Source organism: Aeromonas sp. PS2Canimalfood6, from assembly GCF_048276795.1.
GTDB classification, from domain to species: domain Bacteria; phylum Pseudomonadota; class Gammaproteobacteria; order Enterobacterales; family Aeromonadaceae; genus Aeromonas; species Aeromonas caviae.
The window spans coordinates 19,677-38,308 of the sequence record NZ_JBLUXC010000043.1 but is presented as its reverse complement, the minus strand read 5'-3'; the positions used below and the strand labels follow the sequence as shown (position 1 = coordinate 38,308).

General features: G+C 63.6%; 18 protein-coding genes and 1 rRNA gene. 9 read left to right on the top strand and 10 right to left on the bottom strand.

What is annotated here, in order from left to right:
* The 4 genes from ACNPAA_RS15905 to clcA form a co-directional block, all read right to left on the bottom strand.
* Positions 1–108: ribosomal RNA gene (locus tag ACNPAA_RS15905) — 16S ribosomal RNA — on the bottom strand; the annotation flags it as partial.
* Between the two features lie 489 nt (positions 109–597).
* Positions 598–948 carry an iron-sulfur cluster insertion protein ErpA gene (gene erpA, locus ACNPAA_RS15900; protein ID WP_010675554.1) on the bottom strand — a complete coding sequence of 117 codons (351 nt, stop codon included), beginning with the start codon at positions 946–948 and terminating at the stop codon, positions 598–600.
* An 89-nt stretch (positions 949–1,037) separates the two neighbouring features.
* Positions 1,038–1,730 (bottom strand): DUF6776 family protein, encoded by a 693-nt coding sequence (locus ACNPAA_RS15895; protein WP_041211107.1) that lies wholly within the window; start codon positions 1,728–1,730, stop codon positions 1,038–1,040.
* 87 nt (positions 1,731–1,817) lie between these two features.
* The gene (gene clcA / locus ACNPAA_RS15890) at positions 1,818–3,212 is read right to left on the bottom strand and encodes a H(+)/Cl(-) exchange transporter ClcA (RefSeq protein ID WP_161470249.1); all 1,395 of its coding nucleotides are present in this window, start codon (positions 3,210–3,212) and stop codon (positions 1,818–1,820) included.
* A 209-nt stretch (positions 3,213–3,421) separates the two neighbouring features.
* Between clcA and hemL the strand changes: the two genes are divergently transcribed.
* Both hemL and ACNPAA_RS15880 read left to right on the top strand, forming a co-directional pair.
* The gene (gene hemL, locus ACNPAA_RS15885; RefSeq protein ID WP_161470250.1) at positions 3,422–4,708 is read left to right on the top strand and encodes a glutamate-1-semialdehyde 2,1-aminomutase; all 1,287 of its coding nucleotides are present in this window, start codon (positions 3,422–3,424) and stop codon (positions 4,706–4,708) included.
* Between the two features lie 201 nt (positions 4,709–4,909).
* Positions 4,910–5,722, top strand: coding sequence for a hypothetical protein (locus tag ACNPAA_RS15880; RefSeq protein ID WP_161470251.1), 813 nt, complete (start codon positions 4,910–4,912; stop codon positions 5,720–5,722).
* A gap of 46 nt (positions 5,723–5,768) precedes the next feature.
* Here ACNPAA_RS15880 and ACNPAA_RS15875 read toward each other — a convergent pair whose 3' ends face one another.
* Both ACNPAA_RS15875 and ACNPAA_RS15870 read right to left on the bottom strand, forming a co-directional pair.
* Positions 5,769–6,671, bottom strand: a complete 903-nt coding sequence (locus ACNPAA_RS15875; protein ID WP_052815229.1) for a sulfite exporter TauE/SafE family protein — start codon at positions 6,669–6,671, stop codon at positions 5,769–5,771.
* Between the two features lie 259 nt (positions 6,672–6,930).
* Complete coding sequence (locus ACNPAA_RS15870) at positions 6,931–7,614, bottom strand: phosphatase PAP2 family protein (protein ID WP_010675560.1); 684 nt, start codon at positions 7,612–7,614, stop codon at positions 6,931–6,933.
* Positions 7,615–7,816: 202 nt separating this feature from the next.
* Between ACNPAA_RS15870 and ACNPAA_RS15865 the strand changes: the two genes are divergently transcribed.
* The gene (locus ACNPAA_RS15865; protein ID WP_182956925.1) at positions 7,817–8,332 is read left to right on the top strand and encodes a DUF2937 family protein; all 516 of its coding nucleotides are present in this window, start codon (positions 7,817–7,819) and stop codon (positions 8,330–8,332) included.
* 42 nt (positions 8,333–8,374) lie between these two features.
* Here ACNPAA_RS15865 and ACNPAA_RS15860 read toward each other — a convergent pair whose 3' ends face one another.
* Positions 8,375–9,256, bottom strand: a complete 882-nt coding sequence (locus tag ACNPAA_RS15860) for a LysR family transcriptional regulator (protein WP_182956920.1) — start codon at positions 9,254–9,256, stop codon at positions 8,375–8,377.
* A 157-nt stretch (positions 9,257–9,413) separates the two neighbouring features.
* On the opposite strand from ACNPAA_RS15860, the gene ACNPAA_RS15855 reads away from it, so the two are divergent.
* Together ACNPAA_RS15855 and ACNPAA_RS15850 are read left to right on the top strand one after the other, a co-directional pair.
* A complete protein-coding gene (locus tag ACNPAA_RS15855) occupies positions 9,414–9,806 on the top strand; it encodes a DMT family transporter (protein WP_042016295.1) in 393 nt (130 codons plus the stop codon).
* Positions 9,794–10,114, top strand: coding sequence for an SMR family transporter (locus ACNPAA_RS15850; protein ID WP_042016297.1), 321 nt, complete (start codon positions 9,794–9,796; stop codon positions 10,112–10,114). Before ACNPAA_RS15855 ends, ACNPAA_RS15850 begins: the two co-directional genes overlap by 13 nt.
* 89 nt (positions 10,115–10,203) lie before the next feature.
* Here the strand turns inward: ACNPAA_RS15850 and ACNPAA_RS15845 are convergent, their stop codons facing one another.
* From ACNPAA_RS15845 to hrpB, 3 genes are all read right to left on the bottom strand, one after another.
* Positions 10,204–10,605, bottom strand: a complete 402-nt coding sequence (locus tag ACNPAA_RS15845) for a VOC family protein (protein ID WP_010675565.1) — start codon at positions 10,603–10,605, stop codon at positions 10,204–10,206.
* 42 nt (positions 10,606–10,647) lie between these two features.
* Entirely contained in the window at positions 10,648–12,969 is a 2,322-nt protein-coding gene (mrcB, locus tag ACNPAA_RS15840; protein ID WP_010675566.1) for a penicillin-binding protein 1B, read from the bottom strand.
* Positions 12,970–13,092: 123 nt separating this feature from the next.
* Entirely contained in the window at positions 13,093–15,546 is a 2,454-nt protein-coding gene (hrpB, locus tag ACNPAA_RS15835) for an ATP-dependent helicase HrpB (RefSeq protein ID WP_417891859.1), read from the bottom strand.
* A gap of 184 nt (positions 15,547–15,730) precedes the next feature.
* On the opposite strand from hrpB, the gene thpR reads away from it, so the two are divergent.
* From thpR to gluQRS, 4 genes are all read left to right on the top strand, one after another.
* Positions 15,731–16,276, top strand: coding sequence for an RNA 2',3'-cyclic phosphodiesterase (thpR, locus tag ACNPAA_RS15830; RefSeq protein WP_223925325.1), 546 nt, complete (start codon positions 15,731–15,733; stop codon positions 16,274–16,276).
* Positions 16,273–17,016, top strand: coding sequence for a DNA/RNA nuclease SfsA (sfsA, locus tag ACNPAA_RS15825; RefSeq protein ID WP_042016305.1), 744 nt, complete (start codon positions 16,273–16,275; stop codon positions 17,014–17,016). Before thpR ends, sfsA begins: the two co-directional genes overlap by 4 nt.
* A gap of 119 nt (positions 17,017–17,135) precedes the next feature.
* Positions 17,136–17,585: an RNA polymerase-binding protein DksA gene (gene dksA, locus ACNPAA_RS15820; RefSeq protein WP_029314801.1), complete on the top strand. Its 450-nt coding sequence runs from the start codon at positions 17,136–17,138 to the stop codon at positions 17,583–17,585.
* A 109-nt stretch (positions 17,586–17,694) separates the two neighbouring features.
* Positions 17,695–18,597 carry a tRNA glutamyl-Q(34) synthetase GluQRS gene (gluQRS, locus tag ACNPAA_RS15815; RefSeq protein ID WP_279987618.1) on the top strand — a complete coding sequence of 301 codons (903 nt, stop codon included), beginning with the start codon at positions 17,695–17,697 and terminating at the stop codon, positions 18,595–18,597.
* Positions 18,598–18,632 lie beyond the last annotated feature (35 nt).

Genomic DNA, 18,632 nt, shown 5'->3' with positions numbered 1-18,632 from the left:
GCCGCTCGCCGGCAAAAGTAGCAAGCTACTTTCCCGCTGCCGCTCGACTTGCATGTGTTAGGCCTGCCGCCAGCGTTCAATCTGAGCCATGATCAAACTCTTCAATTTAAGTTTGGTTGCCAATTAAGGCGGCTCAATGAATTGCTGAATTAACTGCTGCAACTTTCGTTGCTTTGGTCACTTCATCAGACATTGATATCAAAAATTGTTTTTGATGCTCGATGCTGTGAGTGCCCACACAGATTGCTTGATTCAAATTGTTAAAGAGCAGGGTCTGAAACTATAACCCTCACCAGCTTGCTTTGCAAGGTGGACCATACACGCACTGCGCCGTGCTGATGGAGGCGCATTATAGGGATATGATTCTCGCTGACAAGCGAAAACTACGTGTTTATTTGAAAAAGACGTTCAGGTGTTTAATCAACAACCAATCAGACTAAAAAGCCGTCAACGATTCATCTAAATGAGCCCGCACACCTTCTCTATCACTACCAATCGGTACCCGTTTTCGCCACATCAAGATCTACATGCCAGCCACGCCAGGCATACAAAAATGAAAAGGGCCCCTCGGGGCCCTTCATATCACGCTGCTATAGATCAGATGGAGAAACTTGAACCGCAACCGCAGGTCGTCGTGGCGTTGGGGTTGGTCACGGTGAAACGGGAACCTTCCAGGCCTTCGGTGTAATCCACGCTGCCGCCGACCAGGTATTGCAGGCTCATGGGATCGATCACCATGGTGACGCCGCTCTTCTCGACCACGGTATCGCCATCATTGATTTTCTCGTCAAACGTGAAACCGTACTGGAAACCGGAGCAGCCCCCCCCAGTGATGTAGACCCGCAACTTGAGTTCGGGATTCTCTTCTTCGGTGATCAAGGTCTTTACCTTGTTGGCTGCCGCATCCGTCATCTGGATGGGCAAGGGGGCTTCTGCTACTGCACTCATTGCTGACCTCACAACCGTTACATCCACAAACATGGAAACCGCGAAATTATCCAATACCCGACCATTTAGTTCAAGTATTCACCACTCTCTTACTGTGCTGCCGGCAAGGGGACTGGTTGAGCGACCAGAGGCTTGAGCACCTCGTTCCACTCGGCCACCAGCTCCTGGGCCGGTTGCCGACCCTCCTTCGGGATGAGGATTCTCACCCTGTCCGGGATGAAGCCTGAGGGAAGCTGCCAATTGCCCTCCAAGAGCTGGAAGTATCGCAACGCGTAGCGTCCCTCCCCCACCTTCATGCCAAGATCCCGGCCACTGAGGATCCTGGGCTTGTCAGCCAGACTGCCTTCGAGCCGGATCTGCACCTGTCCCCGAAACAGCTCCCGCTTCTTGGCGGGTTGAGTGAGCGCCAGACGATAGTGGTAGCGACCCGGCACACTCGTCTCCTGCAATGTCAGATTGTCGATGGATACCCCCACCTGTTCGCCGGTGGGACGCATGATGCGCTCGAAGAAGGCCAGCTGGCGTTTCTGCTCCTGTACCTGAGCTTCCTGATCCTTGAGCGTCTGCTGAAGTTGCTCGAAGGCGGCCTTCTGGGTCGCCAGCAGGGTCTCCCTGACGCCGAGATCCGTCTTCAGTTGTGCAATGGCCTTGCTCTGACGCTCCAACGTCTCTTGCTGCACCGTCATCAGGCTGCTCTGAGCCAGCTCCTGTCTGTTCCCGACGACATAACCGATACATGCCCCCACGGCCAGCACCACCAATAACTTCACGATTTGGGACATAAGGCCTCTTCTATATGCCGACATCAACACGGCCGGTTTCTTTTCACTATACGCGACCATGCCGGATTGATACGGATAAACAAAGAGTTAACCGGTCGCGATGCTGCTTTCACCCCGGTTTTGACGCGCAGCAAGCCGTAAAGTTCGCTCCAGGATCTGGGAATAGATAGGGCGCCCCCCCAACCACTGCGCCACCAGGGTTGCCCCTATGGTGGTGATCATCATGGGCAAGATCAGCTGATAGTTGTCTGTCATCTCTGTCACCAGCACGATGCCTGTAATGGGGGCACGCACGGTGGCGGCGAAGAGCGCCCCCATGCCGGCGATGGCAAAGGCACCCGGTTCGATGCCGAGATCGGGAAATGCAGAGTGGAACAGGTGACCAAAGATCACCCCGAACAGGGTGCCCAGCGCCAGGGTCGGCGCAAAGACACCACCAGGGGCCCCCGAGCAAAAGCAGATGAGGGTACCCATCAGTCGCACCGAGAAGATGATGAAGAGCGTCGCCATCGCATAGTCTCCCCCCGTCAGATGCGGGATGAGCTCGATTCCCCCTCCCGTGACCGAAGGGGCGAACAGCGACAGCATGCCAAAGGTTCCAGCCACCCCCATGCCGATGATGACGAAGCGGTGGCGCTTGTTCTGATGCAATGCCAGGTAACCATCCTGACAGGCGAGCACCAGCTTGTTGAAGACGAACCCCAGCACACCAAAGCAGCCCCCCATGAAGAGAAACAGCCAGAGCGCCTTCAAGGCCGGAGCGTCGTAATGAGGCAGCATGATGACGGGGGATTGCCCTTTCATGTTCTGCAGCATCAGGGTCGCCATGACGGCCGAAATCCCGACCGCCTTGATGGCGAGGAAGGAGTAGCGAAATTGCGGTCGCATCTCTTCCATGACAAACAGTATCCCTGCCAGCGGGGCATTGAAGGCCGCGGCGAGACCACCCGCCGCACCGGCAGCCAGCAGGGCATGGCCATGCTCCTTGGGCAACCGGAAGATATCCGCCACCATCTTGCCGAGGTTACCCCCTATCTGCACCGAGGGCCCCTCCCGCCCCAGCACCATGCCGGAACTCAGGGTACAGACCCCGCCAAAAAACTTCACCGGCAACACCCGCCACCAGCGTACCGGGCGCAGGTCGTCCATGGCCCCTTCAATTTCCGGGATACCGGATCCCCCCGCCTCGGGGGCAAAGGCATGAGTGAGGAAATAGCCAACCAACCCCAGCAGGGCGCTGAAACCAAAGCCGAGCAGGCCAAGCTGCCACCAGGGGCGATCGGCCAGCAAGTCGACACGCTGCTGGGCCAGCCAGTGAACGCAAGACTCGAACAGTCCGCACACCAGGCCTGCCAGCAGGCCGACCAGGGCCGCCAGCAGGAGCACCAGCAGCGGCATCTTGTCCCGCCGTATCAGGCGCTGCAAGACTGGAGGACGACGCAGCGAGGCCGCGTCGGCGGAAGGAATGGCTTGTTGCTCCATGGATAATCACGCTCATCTAACGAGGACCAGACACACCTCGGCCTCGGCTGCCCAGCTCTGGGCCTTTCTGCTATAGTCGGCCCGTTTCATGTATCACGGGCGAGAGTCCGGGGCGAGAGCGCAAAGCATACTCCTCCCGCCATCCCCTGCCGAGCCGCAATCGGCAGCCTGCGCCCGGGTAACGACCAAAATCCCATTAAGGATGATCCATGTCAAAATCAGATCAGCTGTTTGAACAGGCCCGCCAGACCATTCCCGGTGGCGTCAACTCACCGGTCCGCGCCTTCAACGGGGTCGGCGGCACACCCCGCTTCATCGATCACGCCGATGGCGCCTACCTCTATGACGTGGACGGCCAGGCCTATGTGGATTACATCGGTTCCTGGGGCCCCATGCTGCTCGGCCACAACCACCCGGCCATCAAGGCCGCGGTCATCAAGGCGGTGGAGAAAGGACTGAGCTACGGTGCCCCGACCGAGATCGAAGTGCTGATGGCCGAGAAGGTGCGCCAGATCGTCCCCTCCATGGAGCAGGTGCGGATGGTCAACTCAGGCACCGAGGCGACCATGAGCGCCATCCGGCTGGCCCGCGGTTACACCGGCCGCGACAAGATCGTCAAGTTTGAAGGCTGCTACCACGGCCACGCCGACTCCCTGCTGGTCAAGGCCGGCTCCGGCGCCCTGACCCTGGGTCAGCCCAACAGCCCGGGCGTACCGGCCGATTTCGCCAAACACACGCTCACCTGTATCTTTAACGATCTGGACTCGGTGCGCGAAGCCTTCACCCAGTACGGCAGCGAGATCGCCTGCATCATCGTCGAGCCGGTAGCCGGCAACATGAACTGCATCCCGCCGGTGCCAGGCTTCCTGGAAGGGCTGCGCGCCATTTGTGACGAGTTCGGCGCCCTGCTGATCCTGGACGAGGTGATGACCGGCTTCCGCGTCTCCCTGCGTGGCGCCCAGGGCCACTACAACATCGACCCGGATCTCACCACCCTCGGCAAGATCATCGGTGCCGGCATGCCGGTCGGCGCCTTCGGCGGCAAGAAGAAGGTGATGCAGCACATCGCCCCGACCGGCCCCGTCTATCAGGCTGGTACCCTCTCCGGCAACCCGGTGGCCATGGCCGCCGGCCTCACCATGCTGGACCTGCTGCTGGAGCCGGGCCTCTATGAGCAGCTGAGCGCCAAGACCGCCCGTGTCGCCGAAGGGCTGAAAGCGGCCGCCGCCAGGCACGGCATCCCGCTTGCCATCAACTACGTCGGCGGCATGTTCGGCTTCTTCTTCACCGACGAGCCCGAGATCACCCGCTACGAGCAGGTGACCCGCTGCGACATGGAACGCTTCAAGCGCTTCTATCACCTGATGCTGGAGGAGGGTGTCTATCTGGCACCGAGCGCCTACGAGGCGGGCTTCCTGTCGCTGGCGCACGGCGACAAGGAGATCGAACACACTCTGGCGGCCGCCGAGCGCAGCTTCGCCAAGCTGGCTGGCTGACAAGCCGCAAGATGTGCAGAGGGCCCCGATGGGGCCCTTTTTTTGTTTGCTCGTCCCGACAAGGCACCATAGTGGTGCATCCTTAAGTCCCTCACCGGAACCTTGCCACCTGCTGGTGCGCCGCGCCGTACACGGGCTGTCATAAATCGGGCCCACAATTTGCAGGTCCCTGTTTCAGGAGCCCATTGGACCGAGGTGTATATGGCAGAGATGAGCCCCATCGATGTGCTGCGGCGCTATCAGGAGTACGAAACCGAGCTGGCCCCCCTGCTGTTGGGGCTGCTCACCCTCCCCGAGGCGTCTCTCAAGACCTATGCCTTCGTCGAGGAGGTGAAGAGCCTGGCCCCCCAGATCAGGCCAGCCATACTGGCGCCCGTTCCGGCGGCCCAGGGGCAGCTGCGCCTGCTGGTGCAGGGCCATGGCCGGGAGCTGGAGGTCAACCTGCACCAGCTGATCGCCTGGCTGATGGGGGACAGGGAGCGGCGGCGCGCCATTCCCTGGTTCAGGGCCGTCTACGTCGTCCTGAGTCTGGCCCTGTTTCTCATCGTCGGCACCCTCATCTGGCACGGGCTGGAACAGCTCTATCTGCTCCTGTGCGGCACCCAGCAGAACCGGCTCGGCGCCTTCAGCGCCATCATCTTCCTCACGCTCGCGCTGGCGGTGTTCGATCTCGGCAAGACCATCCTCGAAGAGGAGGTGCTGCTGCATAAGGACATCTTCCGCCACAGCGCCATCCGGCGCACCATTACCCGCTTTATCGCCGCCATCCTGATCGCGGTCTCCATCGAGGGGTTGCTGCTGCTGTTCAAGGGATCCCTCGGCCAGAGCGAACTGCTCTGGCCTGCGGTGGGGGTGATGGGGTGCGCCGTGGGGTTGCTGCTGGCGCTGGGGCTCTATGTGTTTCTCGGTGCCAGGGCGGAAGCCGCACTGGTCGCCTCCAGCCAGCAGACTGCCCACTCGGAGGGGGCTGCCAGAGGCATCAGAAGACGCGCCAGGACCGGGCGAGCGGGATGACATACCAACGCGGGGTGCCCGTGCAGGCGGGCCTCGCCGACGCCAGCTAGCTCGTCGCCTCTGCCAGCGCGGGCGCTGGCTGTCGCCGCGCCGCCCGCCAGGAGGCGTACATGGTCCAGGAGGTATAGATGACGATGAAGGCCACCAGCCATTTGAGCATCTCCATCTCCATGGATTTGACCAGCATGGCCGCCAGCACCACGCCGATGGGGCCGAAGATGGCCACCGCCAGCACGGCCCGCGCATCGAAAGCCCCCTTGCGGATGAAGGTCCCCGCCGAGAAGACGCTGAGCACGGCGGTGGATCCCATCATGATGGGGAAGGCCACCAGCGGGTTCATGCCGAGCAGATAGACCAGGGTCATGCAGGGGGCGAACAGGCCGATACCGACGTTCATCAGGGCTCCGAACAGGAAGTTGCCGGCAAGGGCGATCCCCAGCTTGTAACCGCTCAGCCCCATGGCCTCGCCACCGAGGGGGAAGAGCCCGAGCAGACCGGCAAAGATGAGACCGGCAACCACCAGCAGGGAGACCGCCATTACCAGCCGGATGGTCTGGCGATCAAAGGAGGCCACGTAACGGGCGCCCCAGGCCGCACCGGCCGCCGCAGCCGCCATCATGCTGATGAGGGTGACGGGATCCACGTTGACCACGCCGATGAAGATGAGAGCCTGGGTCACGGTCGGCAGCACGCACTGGCCGTTGAGGGTACCGGGCAGCAGCCGATCATCGATCAGCCTGAACTGCTTGTAGCAGGCGGTCTTCACCGCAAAACTCCCCACCCCCAGAGTATCGAGAAAATTGGCCACAAAACCGATGGCCGCCACCGGCCAGAAAGGGGTAGCTTCGAGCTGGCCATGACGCCGTTTGTGCCACCAGGCACGGACCAGCATAAAGAGAAAGACCAGGGCACAACCGATAAACAAGAGACGCAGAAAAGTGACAAGCATGGGGAGACCTCCAACAACGGGCGGCGATTCTAAGGCAGCGGAGGGAAAAAATCCTGGCCAGGATCATGAGACGACGGGTGCAAACGTTTGGCCGCGACTATTTTGGCTGGCAGAACCCGAATGGGGCTATCCATACTGGTTGGGAGGGCGACAGCCCGGGCTCATCGGGCGTAGTCCTGGTCATTTCGCGACGACCACAGCACCGGTGAGGCGTAAACGAAAGAAGGCGGGGTGACCCGCCTTCTTTTTTCATTCTCCGTCAGGCAATCCAGCGTGGCAGCCGGGGAGCCAGGCGGTCGATCAGGCGATCCGACACGGGAGTGAGCAACAGCAGCGGCAGGCAGATCAGGGAGAGGCAAAGAGCGCCCACATAGACGTCCGTCATCCAGTGCGCACCAGCCAGGATGCGGGGCGCCGAAAACAGGGGCACCATCACCACCGCAACTACCCCGGCCCAGCGCGGCAGATAGCGCAGGGCAAAACCGGCGAAGATCATCAGGAAGAGGGCGTGATCACCGGGGAAGCTGTCACCGGCGGAGTCCTTGGTGGGAATCGCACTGATCTCGGTCAGGCGCAGTGCCCCGTCCACCATCAAGGTGGGGCTGGGACGGCTGACCGGCAACAGATGCCCGAGCTGATTGATCACCAGAGCCCCCAACAGCATCACGACCCCCATGGCCACCAGACGACGGCGCTCCTGCCCGTCGGCACGGAAGAAGCAACTGGCGAGGATCCCGCCCATGCAGGCCAGCGCGGCCAGATCGAACAAGCGGTTGTTGGTGATGGCCACCAGATCGGCCCAACGGGGGGAGTGGCCAATCCAGCCATTGACCAGCTGGAAGAGGGCGAGATCCCACCCATCCCAGGGGCCGTGCTCAGGCAGGGCGCCCCAACTGAAGGCGATGAGGCCCCCGGCCAGATAGAAAGGAATGAACTTGCTCATGCCGACGTGTCCTTCGAAAAACGCTCATTCTAGGCCAGCCGCAAGATGACTTGCATCACAAAAGTGTAAGAATTCGTGTAACAAAGGTATTCCATCGGATCTTATTTTGGCACCGCCGACCAGGTGGGCAAGCGCGCCCCCTCCTTGGCTCACCCACCGGTTGCGGCTAGTATGGGCGCTCCCTTCGTTCAGGATGATGATGATGCGCAGCTACCTTCGCATGATGTTGTTTGCCCTCGGTTTGCTGGCAGGTATACAGATCCCCGGGCTGGTCGATCTCTACTTCCAGCGGCTGGATGCCCGGCTGCAGCAGGCAGGTCTGGCGCTGGCCCCCTTCCAGCGCACGGCGGACCAGCACTTCAATGGCGATCTGCAGGCGCTGGTCGCCCATTACGGTGCCAGCCAGGATCCCGTCTTCACCCAGGATGCCACCAGCCTCCAGCAACTGGTGAACCAGCAGCAGCACCTTCAGGGGGAGATCGCCGTGCGGGAGAGCCCCTGGTACCAGCAGCTCTCCCACCTGTTGCTGCGCGCCGATCCCGCCCTCTGGCAGGATACCCTGCACAACTACGGCTATGTGGTCCCCCTCAAACAGGCCGCCATTTTCTGCGGCGTGGCGGCGGGTCTGCTGGCCTCCCTGGCGGGGGATCTGCTGCTCGGCCTCCTGCTGCTGCCATTTCGCTCCCGCCAGCGCGTCCCCCGTCACGGCCTGCGCTGATCCCCTCTCACTGCCAACCGGGGGGCCCGCCCCGGTTGGCGGCTACTCGAAGGGTTCGAGATAGGCTTCTATGGCCTTCTTCAGCCAAGCCAGCACCTTTCCGTGATGGGCGTTCTCCGACAGATAGACTCCGTAATCGCGCCACTGCAGGCTGAACTTGTGCTTCAGGGTCAGCAGCTCTCCCAGGCGCAGCTGGCTCTGGATGAGGGGTGAAGGCAGCACCGCCCAACCCAAACCATCCAGCACCGCATCCCGCATCAGCTCGAAACTCGACAACCCGATATGCTGCCCTCCGATGGGCAGCAGGCTCTTGACCGAAAACGCGTCCACATAAGAGAGAGTGACCTGGGTGTGATCGGTCAGATCCTGCTGCAACACCCGCTTCAGCCCAGCCAGCGGGTGGCTTGGCGCGACCACCATCAGGGTGCGGATCGGGTTGAGCACGTCGATGCAAAGACCGCTGCGCTCCTGTTCCTCGGTGATGAGGCCGAAGGCGGCATCCACGAACCCCTCTTCCACCAGGGCCGGCAGCTCCGGCGGTGAGGCCAGCACCAGGGAGATGCTGGTGCCCGGAAACTGGCGACGCAGCGCCCCCAGCATCTCGCGCCATACCACCTCGGGAATGGCGTCGTCCCGGGCTACCCGCAGCGCCACCTCGGCACCGGAGGCATGGTGCTCGCACTTGAGCTTCAGGCTGTTGGCGGCCTGCAACAGCCGCCGACAGTCGTCCAGCACTTGCTCGCCGATTTCGGTCAGCCGGCTCTGATTCGCCCCTCGTTCGAAAAGTTCGACGCCAAGCTCCACCTCCAGGGTTGCTATCGCCGAGCTCACGGCGCTGCGACTCTTGCCAAGTCGTCTGGCGGAATTGGCTATCGAACCACTGTCTGCTGTTTCTACAAAGAGTTGTATCTGATTTAGCTTCATGACTTCAAACTGGCGGCAGATTATTCCATCACCACCTTATCCCCTGGTCCGCCCCCAAGGCAAACAGGCAGCGACAGCTTTCTCGACGCTCAGCGATAACCTTGCCCGTTTCGGGTGCCGTTATCCTCTCTTCGTCGCAGCAACAGAAGGAAACTGCATGTCATCCCGTCCCCTGCTTTTGGCCCGCCTCTTCCTGACGGGGGCCATCCTGACCGAGGTCGCCGGCACCTCCTCCATGGCCCTGATCCCAAAGAGCGAGAGCGGCTGGATCCACTATCTGCCGATGTGGCTCCTCATCACCCTCTCCTACCTGCTGCTCGCCAAGGCCGCCAGGACAATCTCCATTGGTATCGCGTTTGCGCTGTGGGAAGGGCTGGGGATCGCCCTCATCACCGCCGTCTCCGTCCTGTTCCTCGGCTACGAGCTGAGCATCCAGGAGTGGATCGGACTGGCGCTGGCCATAGTGGGGATTGTCATGGTGACCCTGGGCGAGACCCATGATGTACCAGCCCCCACCCGCCAGAGGAGGGAAGCCCCATGCACCCGTTGATCATCGTACTGGGCGCCGCCCTGCTGGATATCGGCGCCAACATGGCGATCAACCGCTCCATCGGTTTTCGCGACAAGGGGTGGGGCGTCCTCGGCATTCTGCTGGTGCTCTGTGCCTTCACGCTGCTCAGCGAGGCGGTCAGTACCGGCAAGATCGATCTGGCCGTGGCCTATGCCACCTGGGGCGCCATCGGCATCCTGGGCACCGCCCTCGGGGGCCTGCTGCTGTTCGGCGAGCGCCTCAGACCCGTCGGCTGGCTCGGCATGATGGTGATGGCGGTGGCGGTCGCCCTGCTGACCACAGCATGATCCCCTCTCCAACCCCATGAAAAAAGCCGCCCTGTTCCCAGGGCGGCCTTTTCATGGTCAAACCGATCACCCAGATTGCAGCAGGCAGCCTAACGCGCTGCCTCGTACAGCTCCAGCGGCAGGCCGTCGGGGTCGGCGAAGAAGGTAAAGCGCTTGCCGGTCAGCTCGTCCACCCGCACCGGCTCCACTTCCACCCCGTGCTGCTCCAGGTGGGCGATGACCCGGTCGAGATCCGCCACCCGAAACGCCAGGTGGCGCAACCCGCACGCCTCCGGCCGGGAGGGGCGCGGCGGCGGCGCCGGGAAGCTGAACAGCTCCAGCTGGCTGCCGTCCGGCAGCGCCAGATCCAGCTTCCACGACTGACGCTCGGCCCGCAGGGTCTCGGCAATGATGGGCAACCCCAGCACCTGGTGATAGAAGTGGCGCGAGCGCGGATAGTCGCTGGCGATGATGGCCACGTGATGGATGGCCTCAAACAGGGGATGGGTCATGGCAATCCTTGCAAAACGGGCAGCCTGCGCTGCCCGTCTTCGTCAGTTGAAGAAACCGTTGAACCAGTTGTCCAGGGCATTCGCCGGGTCCGAAACCGGGCTGGCACAGCTCATGGGCTCGGCCAGACCGGCCAGCTTGGCCGGCACCTGGAGACTGCCGGGACAATCGCTGGCCACCCGGGCACCGCTCGAGCGGGAGAAGTTGGCCCAGCTCACCCCTTCGGGCATCTTCAGCCCCAGGCTGTTGACCCCTCGCTGGCTCATGTAGCCGCTGAACAGCTGCAAGGCGCCACTGGCACCGGTCAACCCGGCCGGGGTGTTGTCGTCACGGCCGACCCAGACGCTCACCAGCTCGTTGTTGTCCATCCCGGCAAACCAGGAGTCACGCAGCTCGTTGGTGGTACCGGTCTTGGCGGCCATGGTGGCCCCGGGGAACTTGGCACCGAGCGCCCGGGCCGTCCCCTGGCTCACCGTCTTGGTCATGGCGAACAGGGTCAGCCAGCTTGCCTGGGGATCCGTCACTCGCTTGGCCGCTTCGTCATGCTGGTAGAGCTGGCGCCCCTCGCCATTCACCACGGCCCGGATGGCCGACAGGGGCTGGGTCAACCCCTGGTTGGCAATGGGCAGGTACATCTGGTTCACCTCCATGGGCGAGAGCGCCACCGCCCCCAGCACCAGGGACGGATAGGGCTGGATCTCCTGCTGCACCCCCAGCTTGTGCAGGGTATCCACCACCTTGTCCAGGCCTATCTGCATCCCGAGGTTGACGGTCGGCACGTTGAGGGAGCTGGCGAGCGCCTCCATCAGGGGCACGCTCTGGCGGAACTTGCGGTCGTAATTCTGCGGCGTCCAGATCTGGCCATCCTGGCCGCGAATCCGGATCGGCTGATCTTTAAGCGGCGTGCCCAGGGTCAGGCCGTTGGAGAGGCCGGTCAGGTAGACCGCCGGTTTGACCAGGGAGCCAATCTGACGGCGGGCATCCAGCGCCCGGTTGAAGCCGGCGTAGCGGGGATCCCGTCCCCCCACCATGGCGACCACCTCGCCCTTGTGCCAGTCGGAGACCACCATGGCCGCCTCCAGCTTCTTCTTGCCACGCTGCTTCTCGATGGTGGCCAGACCCGACTCCACCGCCTGCTCGGCGGCGTGCTGGGCGATGGGATCCAGACTGGTGAAGATCTTGAGGCCGGACTGCTTGAGCAGATCCGGGCCGAAGCGGTTCTGGATCTCCCGCTTGAGCAGCCCCATGAAGGCCGGGGTACGGCCATAGCTCATCTGGCCGCGGGCGATGATGCCAAGGGGCTGCTTGCTGGCCAGGTCATACTCGGCCTGGGTCAGGCTGCCGTGATCCGCCAGCAGTTTCAGCACCAGATCCCGGCGCGCCTTGGCCCGGTCGGGGAAGCGCCAGGGATCGTAATAGGAGGGGCCCTTCACCATGCCCACCAGCAGGGCCACCTGATCGATGTCCAGCTCGTTGACCGGAATACCGAAGTAGAAGTAGGAGGCGAGCCCGAAGCCGTAGACCCCCTGGGAGAAGTTCTGCCCCAGATAGACCTCGTTGAGGTAGGCCTCCAGGATCTCGTCCTTGCTGTAGCGGTAGTCGATGAGCACCGCCATGTAGGCTTCCTGCAGTTTGCGCCACAGGCTGCGCTCACGGGTCAGGAAGAAGTTCTTGGCGAGCTGCTGGGTGAGCGTACTGCCCCCCTGCACGGTGCGCCCCGCCAGCAGGTTGGCTGCCATGGCGCGCATGATGGCCACCGGCGAAACGCCGCCGTGCTGGTAGAAGTCCCTGTCTTCCGTGGTGAGCAGCGTCACCAGCAGGCTGTCCGGCACCTCGGAAAGGCGCACCAGCAGGCGGTCTTCCCGATCCTCGGTGTTGAGGCGATCGAGCAGCACCGGGTCCATCTGGGCATAGCCGAGCTGGCGCTGGTTCTCCAGGGACTGGATCCCCTCGAGGCGCGCCCCGTTGAAGGTGAGGCGCAGGCCACGGGCACCGTCGGCACCGTCGTGGAACTCGAACGGCCGGCGCACCAGCTCGATGCGATTGCCGCTCACCGCGTACTCACCCGGGGTATGGGGCTGACGCACCTGCTTGTAGCTCAGCATGTTGAGCTCGCGCAGCATCTGGGTCTGGGAGAGCCGCTGGCTGGGATAGAGCTCCAGCGGGCGGCTGTAGACCATCACCGGCAACTGCCACTTCTCGCCGTCGAAGCGCTCGCGCACCTTGGTGTCGAGATAGATGCCAAACACCACCATGAAGGCCGCCACCACCAGAGAGAGCTTGAAGCCCAGCCAGAACAGGGTGCGCCAGATGGTGCGTTTGGGCGCCGCCTTCTTGGGCGTGCGCTTGCGTCGTTGGGTTGCCATAAATCCTCTTGTCGTTCTCCTCGCCATCCCGCTGATGCGAGCGGCCTGCGATGCCTGTTGTGGAGGGGGACTGTGCCACCGCCATCTTGTTCTGATCGTACCGACCGATCACTGTCCCGTCGGCTACTCCTGCAATCCCATCTTCTTCTTGGTCACCCGGGTCGGCATCGCCTCCAGCGGGTTGTCCGGCCAGTAGTGACGGGGGTAGCGCCCCTTCATCTCTTTTTTCACCTGCTCATAGGATCCCGCCCAGAAGGCGGCGAGATCCGCGGTGATCTGCAAGGGGCGCTGGGCCGGGGAGAGCAGCTCCACCACCAGGGGCACCCGGCCATCGGCCACGCATGGGGTGGCGCCCAGCCCGAACATCTCCTGGATGCGCACCGGGATCGCTGGCGCCTGACCCGGCTGATAGCGGATCCGCACCCGGCTGCCGGTCGGTGCGGTGAAGTGGCTCGGCAGCGCCTCGTCCAGCCGCCTTGGCAGGGGCCAGGGCAGAGACTGGCGCAGGATGTCGCTCATGTCGAGCCGCTTCAACTGCTCCAGCCGGGTCATGCCGCTCACCGCCGGCAGCAGCCACTGCTCGAGGTCGGCCAGCAGGCTCTCCTCATCCATGGCGGGCCAGGCTTCGCCGGGCAGCCAGTCGCGGGCGCAGCGCAAGCGGGCCAGCAGCCCCTCGCTGCTCTCGTCCCAGGGCAGCACGTGCAGCCCCTTGCGCCGGATGCCCTGCAGCAGGCAGCGCCCCTTCTGTTCATCGGAGAGATCCGTCAGCGGCCGCTGGCCGAGCACCAGCTCGCCGAGCACCTGCTGGCGCTCCGCACGCACCCGTTCCTCCCGATCGTCCCAGTCGAACCACTGGCGCTCGCCGACCAGCTCGGGCAGCTGGCGCACCAGCTCATCCAGCACCACCGGCTCGGCGATGAAGATGCGGCTGCCGCGCTCGTTCTGACCCATTTCGACGGCCACGATGGCCCCCTGCCCCTGGCAGGGATGCCCTTCTACCAGATCGCAGCTCACCCCGCCACTGAGCTGATAGCGGCTGCCACTGCGCAGCTTGCCGATGCGATCGGGCCAGGCGAGGGCGCACAGCAACCCCAGCCATTGACCCTGCGGGCTGCTTGCCCGCACGCCGAGCCGCTCGAACCAGCGGGCCGCCCCCTGGCGCAGGGCGCCCTGACGGCGGTGGAACAGCACGGACAGGCGCTCCGATCCTCGCAGATCTTCTTCCAGCAGCGCCACCAGGAAAGCCGCATCGGCGACAATCCCTGTCAGACCCTCGGATTCCAGCTCCCGGGCCCGCAGCAACATGCGGGCGAGGCGGGGATGGGTGCCGAAGGCAGCCATGGCACGGCCTGCCGGGGTAAGTTGTTGCTCACCCTCCGGGGCCATGGCGCCCAGGGCCACCAGCAACCGCCGGGCGCTGGCCACGGCGGCAGGGGGCGGCATGTCCAGCAGGGGCAGCGCCTCCACCCGGGCCCCCCACTGGGCGGCGTCCATCAGCAGGCCGGTGAGCTCTTGCGTCAGGATGTCGGGGGGACTCTGCTCGGCGAGGCGCTCCTGCACCTCGCAGCTCCAGAGCCGGTAGCAGACGCCGGGGCCAAGCCGCCCTGCCCGCCCCGCCCGCTGGGTGGCGGAGGCTTTGGCGATGGGCCGGGTCTCCAGCCGGGTGACGTCGCTCTTGATGTCGAAGGTGGCGCGCCGCTCCAGCCCGCTGTCGATGACCACGGAGATCCCCTCGATGGTGAGGGATGTCTCCGCCACGTTGGTGGTGAGCACCAGCTTGCGACGACCCGCAGGCGCAGGCTCGATGGCCGCTTGCTGGGCCGCGAGGTCAAGACGGCCATAAAGGGGAGCCAGGGTCACATCCCCTGGCAACCGCCCTTCCAGCCACTGTGCCAGCCGCTCTATCTCCCCCTGTCCCGGCAGAAACACCAGGGCACTGCCAGCCTGACTGGCGAGCGCCTCCAGCACCACGGCGCCGACCTGAGGCTCCAACCACTGCTGGCGATTGGCGGGGCGATAGTGGTACTCGATGGGAAAGCCGCGCCCCTCGGAGCGCACCACGGGGGCACCTGGCAGCAGGCGCTCCAGGGCCATGCCATCCAGGGTGGCGGACATCACCAAGAGCTTGAGATCATCGCGCAACCCCTGCTGGCTTTCGATGGCGAAGGCCAGCGCGGTATCGGCGTGCAGGCTGCGCTCGTGGAACTCGTCAAAGATGACGAGCGACACACCGGTGAGCTCAGGATCCTTCTGCAGCATCCGGGTCAGCACCCCTTCGGTGACGATCTCGAGCCGGGTGGCAGAACTGGTGCGGCTCTCGCCACGCACCCGCAGACCGATGCGCTCGCCCACCTTCTCCCCGAGCTGGCGCGCCAGAAAGCCGGCGATATTGCGCGCCGCGAGGCGCCTGGGCTCCAGCATGATGATGCGCCCGGGCAGCCGGTGCTGACGCACCAGCTCCAGGGGCAGCAGGGTCGATTTGCCCGCGCCGGGGGGCGCCTGCAGGATCACGCTGGTATGGTTGTCGAGGGCTGCAAAGAGTTCGGGCAACACCGGGACGATGGGGAGGGAAGACAAAGCGATGGGCACCTTCTGTGACACTTCTGAAAAGGGGTCCATTCTGCCACAGCCTCCCGGCCATCGTAAGCGCCCCTGCCGGGCAGGGGCAGGAAGCGTCAGGTGCAACACGGCAAGACATCCCGGGAGCGGCTGCCATAGAATGGCCCTTATCCGATGCCCATCACGAGGACCGACACGCCGCATGCCCAAACTCTTCTTTGCCCTGCCCCTGCCAGAGCTTGCCCCCGAGCTTGCGACCTGGCGAGACCAGCGCCCCTGGCCCGGCCAACCGGTGCCCGAGAGCAACCTGCACCTGACCCTGGCCTTTCTCGGGGAGGCCGACGAAACGACCCAGGCTCGCCTGATCGCGGCCGCCGAGCGACAGCACTGCCCCCCTTTCAGCGTCCATCTGGATCAGACCGGCTGGTTTCAGCGCGCCAAAGCCGCCTGGGTGGGACCCGGTGAGTGGCCGAACGAGCTGACCGTGCTCGCGAAGGCGCTGCGCCGCCACGGTGAAAAACTCGGGCTGGGCAACGGCGAGCAGGGCTATCGCCCCCACGTCACCCTGTCGCGCAAGGCGGGCGAGGCCCCCGGCGAGCTGCCTGCGCCGGATTTTCTGCTCAGGGCCGATCGCTTCTGCCTCTATCAATCCGTCAGCACGCCGGACGGCGTCCACTATGAACCGCTCGCCTGCTGGCCACTGCGGGCCCGCGTCAAAAACCCGCACCGCGAGGAGCTCACCCCATGATCTTCGATCCCCCCCTGCAGTCCGGGCAGCTGATCTCCCGCTACAAGCGCTTCCTGACGGATGTCGCGCTCGACAACGGCGAGGTGATCACCATCCACTGCGCCAATACCGGCGCCATGACCGGCTGCGCCCTGCCGGGCACCCGGGTCTGGTACTCCACATCCGACAACCCCAAGCGCAAGCTGCCAAACAGTTGGGAAATCGCCGAGAGCCCGGCGGGTCACTTCATCTGCGTCAACACGGCCCGTGCCAACCAGATCGCCCGAGAGCTCATCGAACAGGGCGCCCTCGCCCCCCTGGCAGGCTATGCCAGGCTGCGCACCGAAGTGAAATACGGGGAAGAGAACAGCCGCATCGACCTGCTGCTGGAAGATGACCACAGGCCGGATTGTTACATCGAGGTGAAATCCGTCACCCTGCTCGACGAGCGGGAGCAACCCGGCATGGGGTACTTCCCCGATGCGGTCACCACCCGCGGCGCCAAGCACTTGCGTGAATTAATGGCCATGAAGGCGGCAGGGCACCGGGCCGTGCTGCTGTTCATGGTATTGCACTCCGGCATCGCGAGAATGCGCCCTGCAGCCCATATCGATCCGCACTATAGTCAGCTTGTTGAACAGGCGATGGCGGCAGGGGTTGAAATTTTATGCTATCGCCCCCATGTTGGGGTGCAGGGCATGGTGGCTCAGGATTTTATCCCATTTGAATCTGACCATATGCTACCCGAGGGCGGAGAATAAATGCAGAACTGGGTAACATTATTGATAAGGCTTGTTTGCCTCCCGTTGACCCTTCTGCTATAGATGTCGCCCTCAATTTATGGATGGCACGGGTAGCGTGCTGAATTAGGAGACAGGGCATGCCAACAGGCGAAAACAGGAAATCTCTGGGCCCCCTGGCCATTGCGGGTGTAGAGCCTTACCAGATGAAAGCCGGTGAGGAGTACATGAATGACCAACAGAAGGTACATTTTCGCAAGATCCTGGGAGCCTGGCGCAACCAACTGATGCAGGAAGTTGACCGCACCGTCGACCACATGAAGGATGAGGCTGCCAACTTCCCGGATCCCGTGGATCGCGCCGCGCAAGAAGAAGAGTTTGCTCTCGAACTGCGCACCCGCGACCGTGAACGCAAGCTGATCAAGAAGATCGAGAAAACCTTGCTGCTGCTCGAAGAAGATGACTTCGGTTACTGCGAGCATTGCGGCATCGAGATCGGCATCCGCCGTCTGGAAGCCCGTCCGACCGCAGACCTCTGCGTGGACTGCAAGACGCTGGCCGAGATCAAGGAAAAACAGATGGCTGGCTGATGCCGCCCATCCACAGGAACGAAAAGGGAGCCCAGGCTCCCTTTTTTATTGAGCTTTTGGTCGGGCCGTCCCAGAATGCAGCCTCAATGCATCGCCTACCCGAATTGCCATGGTCATGACATCCCCCCCCTCCCGACGCCCCTATGTGGGCCGCTTCGCCCCCTCACCGTCCGGTCCGCTCCACTTCGGCTCCCTGGTCGCCGCCCTTGGCAGCTTCTTGCAGGCCAGGGCGCAGCAGGGACGCTGGCTGGTGCGCATCGAAGACATCGACCCCCCGCGGGAGATGCCGGGAGCGGCTGACCTTATCCTCACCACCCTGGAGGCACACGGTCTTGGCTGGGATGGGGAGGTGATGTTCCAGAGCGCGCGCCATGGCCGCTATGACGAGATCATCGATCAGCTCTATCGGGCCGGGGATCTCTACTGGTGCCGCTGTACCCGGCGCGAAATCATGGCCACAGGGGGGTTCTACAACGGTCATTGCCGCACCCTGGGGCTGACCGCCGAGGGGTGTGCCGCCCGTTTGCGCCAGCACCACCCGGTCTATCGGTTCGAGGATGCGCTGCAGGGAGAGATCACCGTCCCCGCGGCGCTGGCGGAGGAGGACTTCATCGTGCGCCGCCGGGACGGGCTCTACGCCTACAACCTGGCGGTGGTGGTGGATGACATGGACAGCGGCATCACCGAGATCGTCCGCGGCGCCGATCTGCTGGAGCCCACTGTGCGCCAGATTGCCCTCTACCAGACCCTGGGGGCAGAGGTGCCCGCCTGGGTGCATCTGCCGCTGGCGGTGCAAGCGGATGGCAACAAGCTCTCCAAGCAGAACCATGCGCCGGCGCTGTCGCAGGACGAGGTACGACCGGCCCTGTGGCAGGCGTTGCACTTTCTCGGTCAGTGCCCGCCGCCCGAGCTGATGGCGAGCCGGATCGACGAGATCATCGGCTGGGGCATCGCCCACTGGCAGCTGGTCCGGGTGCCCCGCCAGCAGAAGATCCCGCAAGGGCAAAGCTAGCCCCGGCTGCATTTCTTGCCCCAAAAGGACCAATC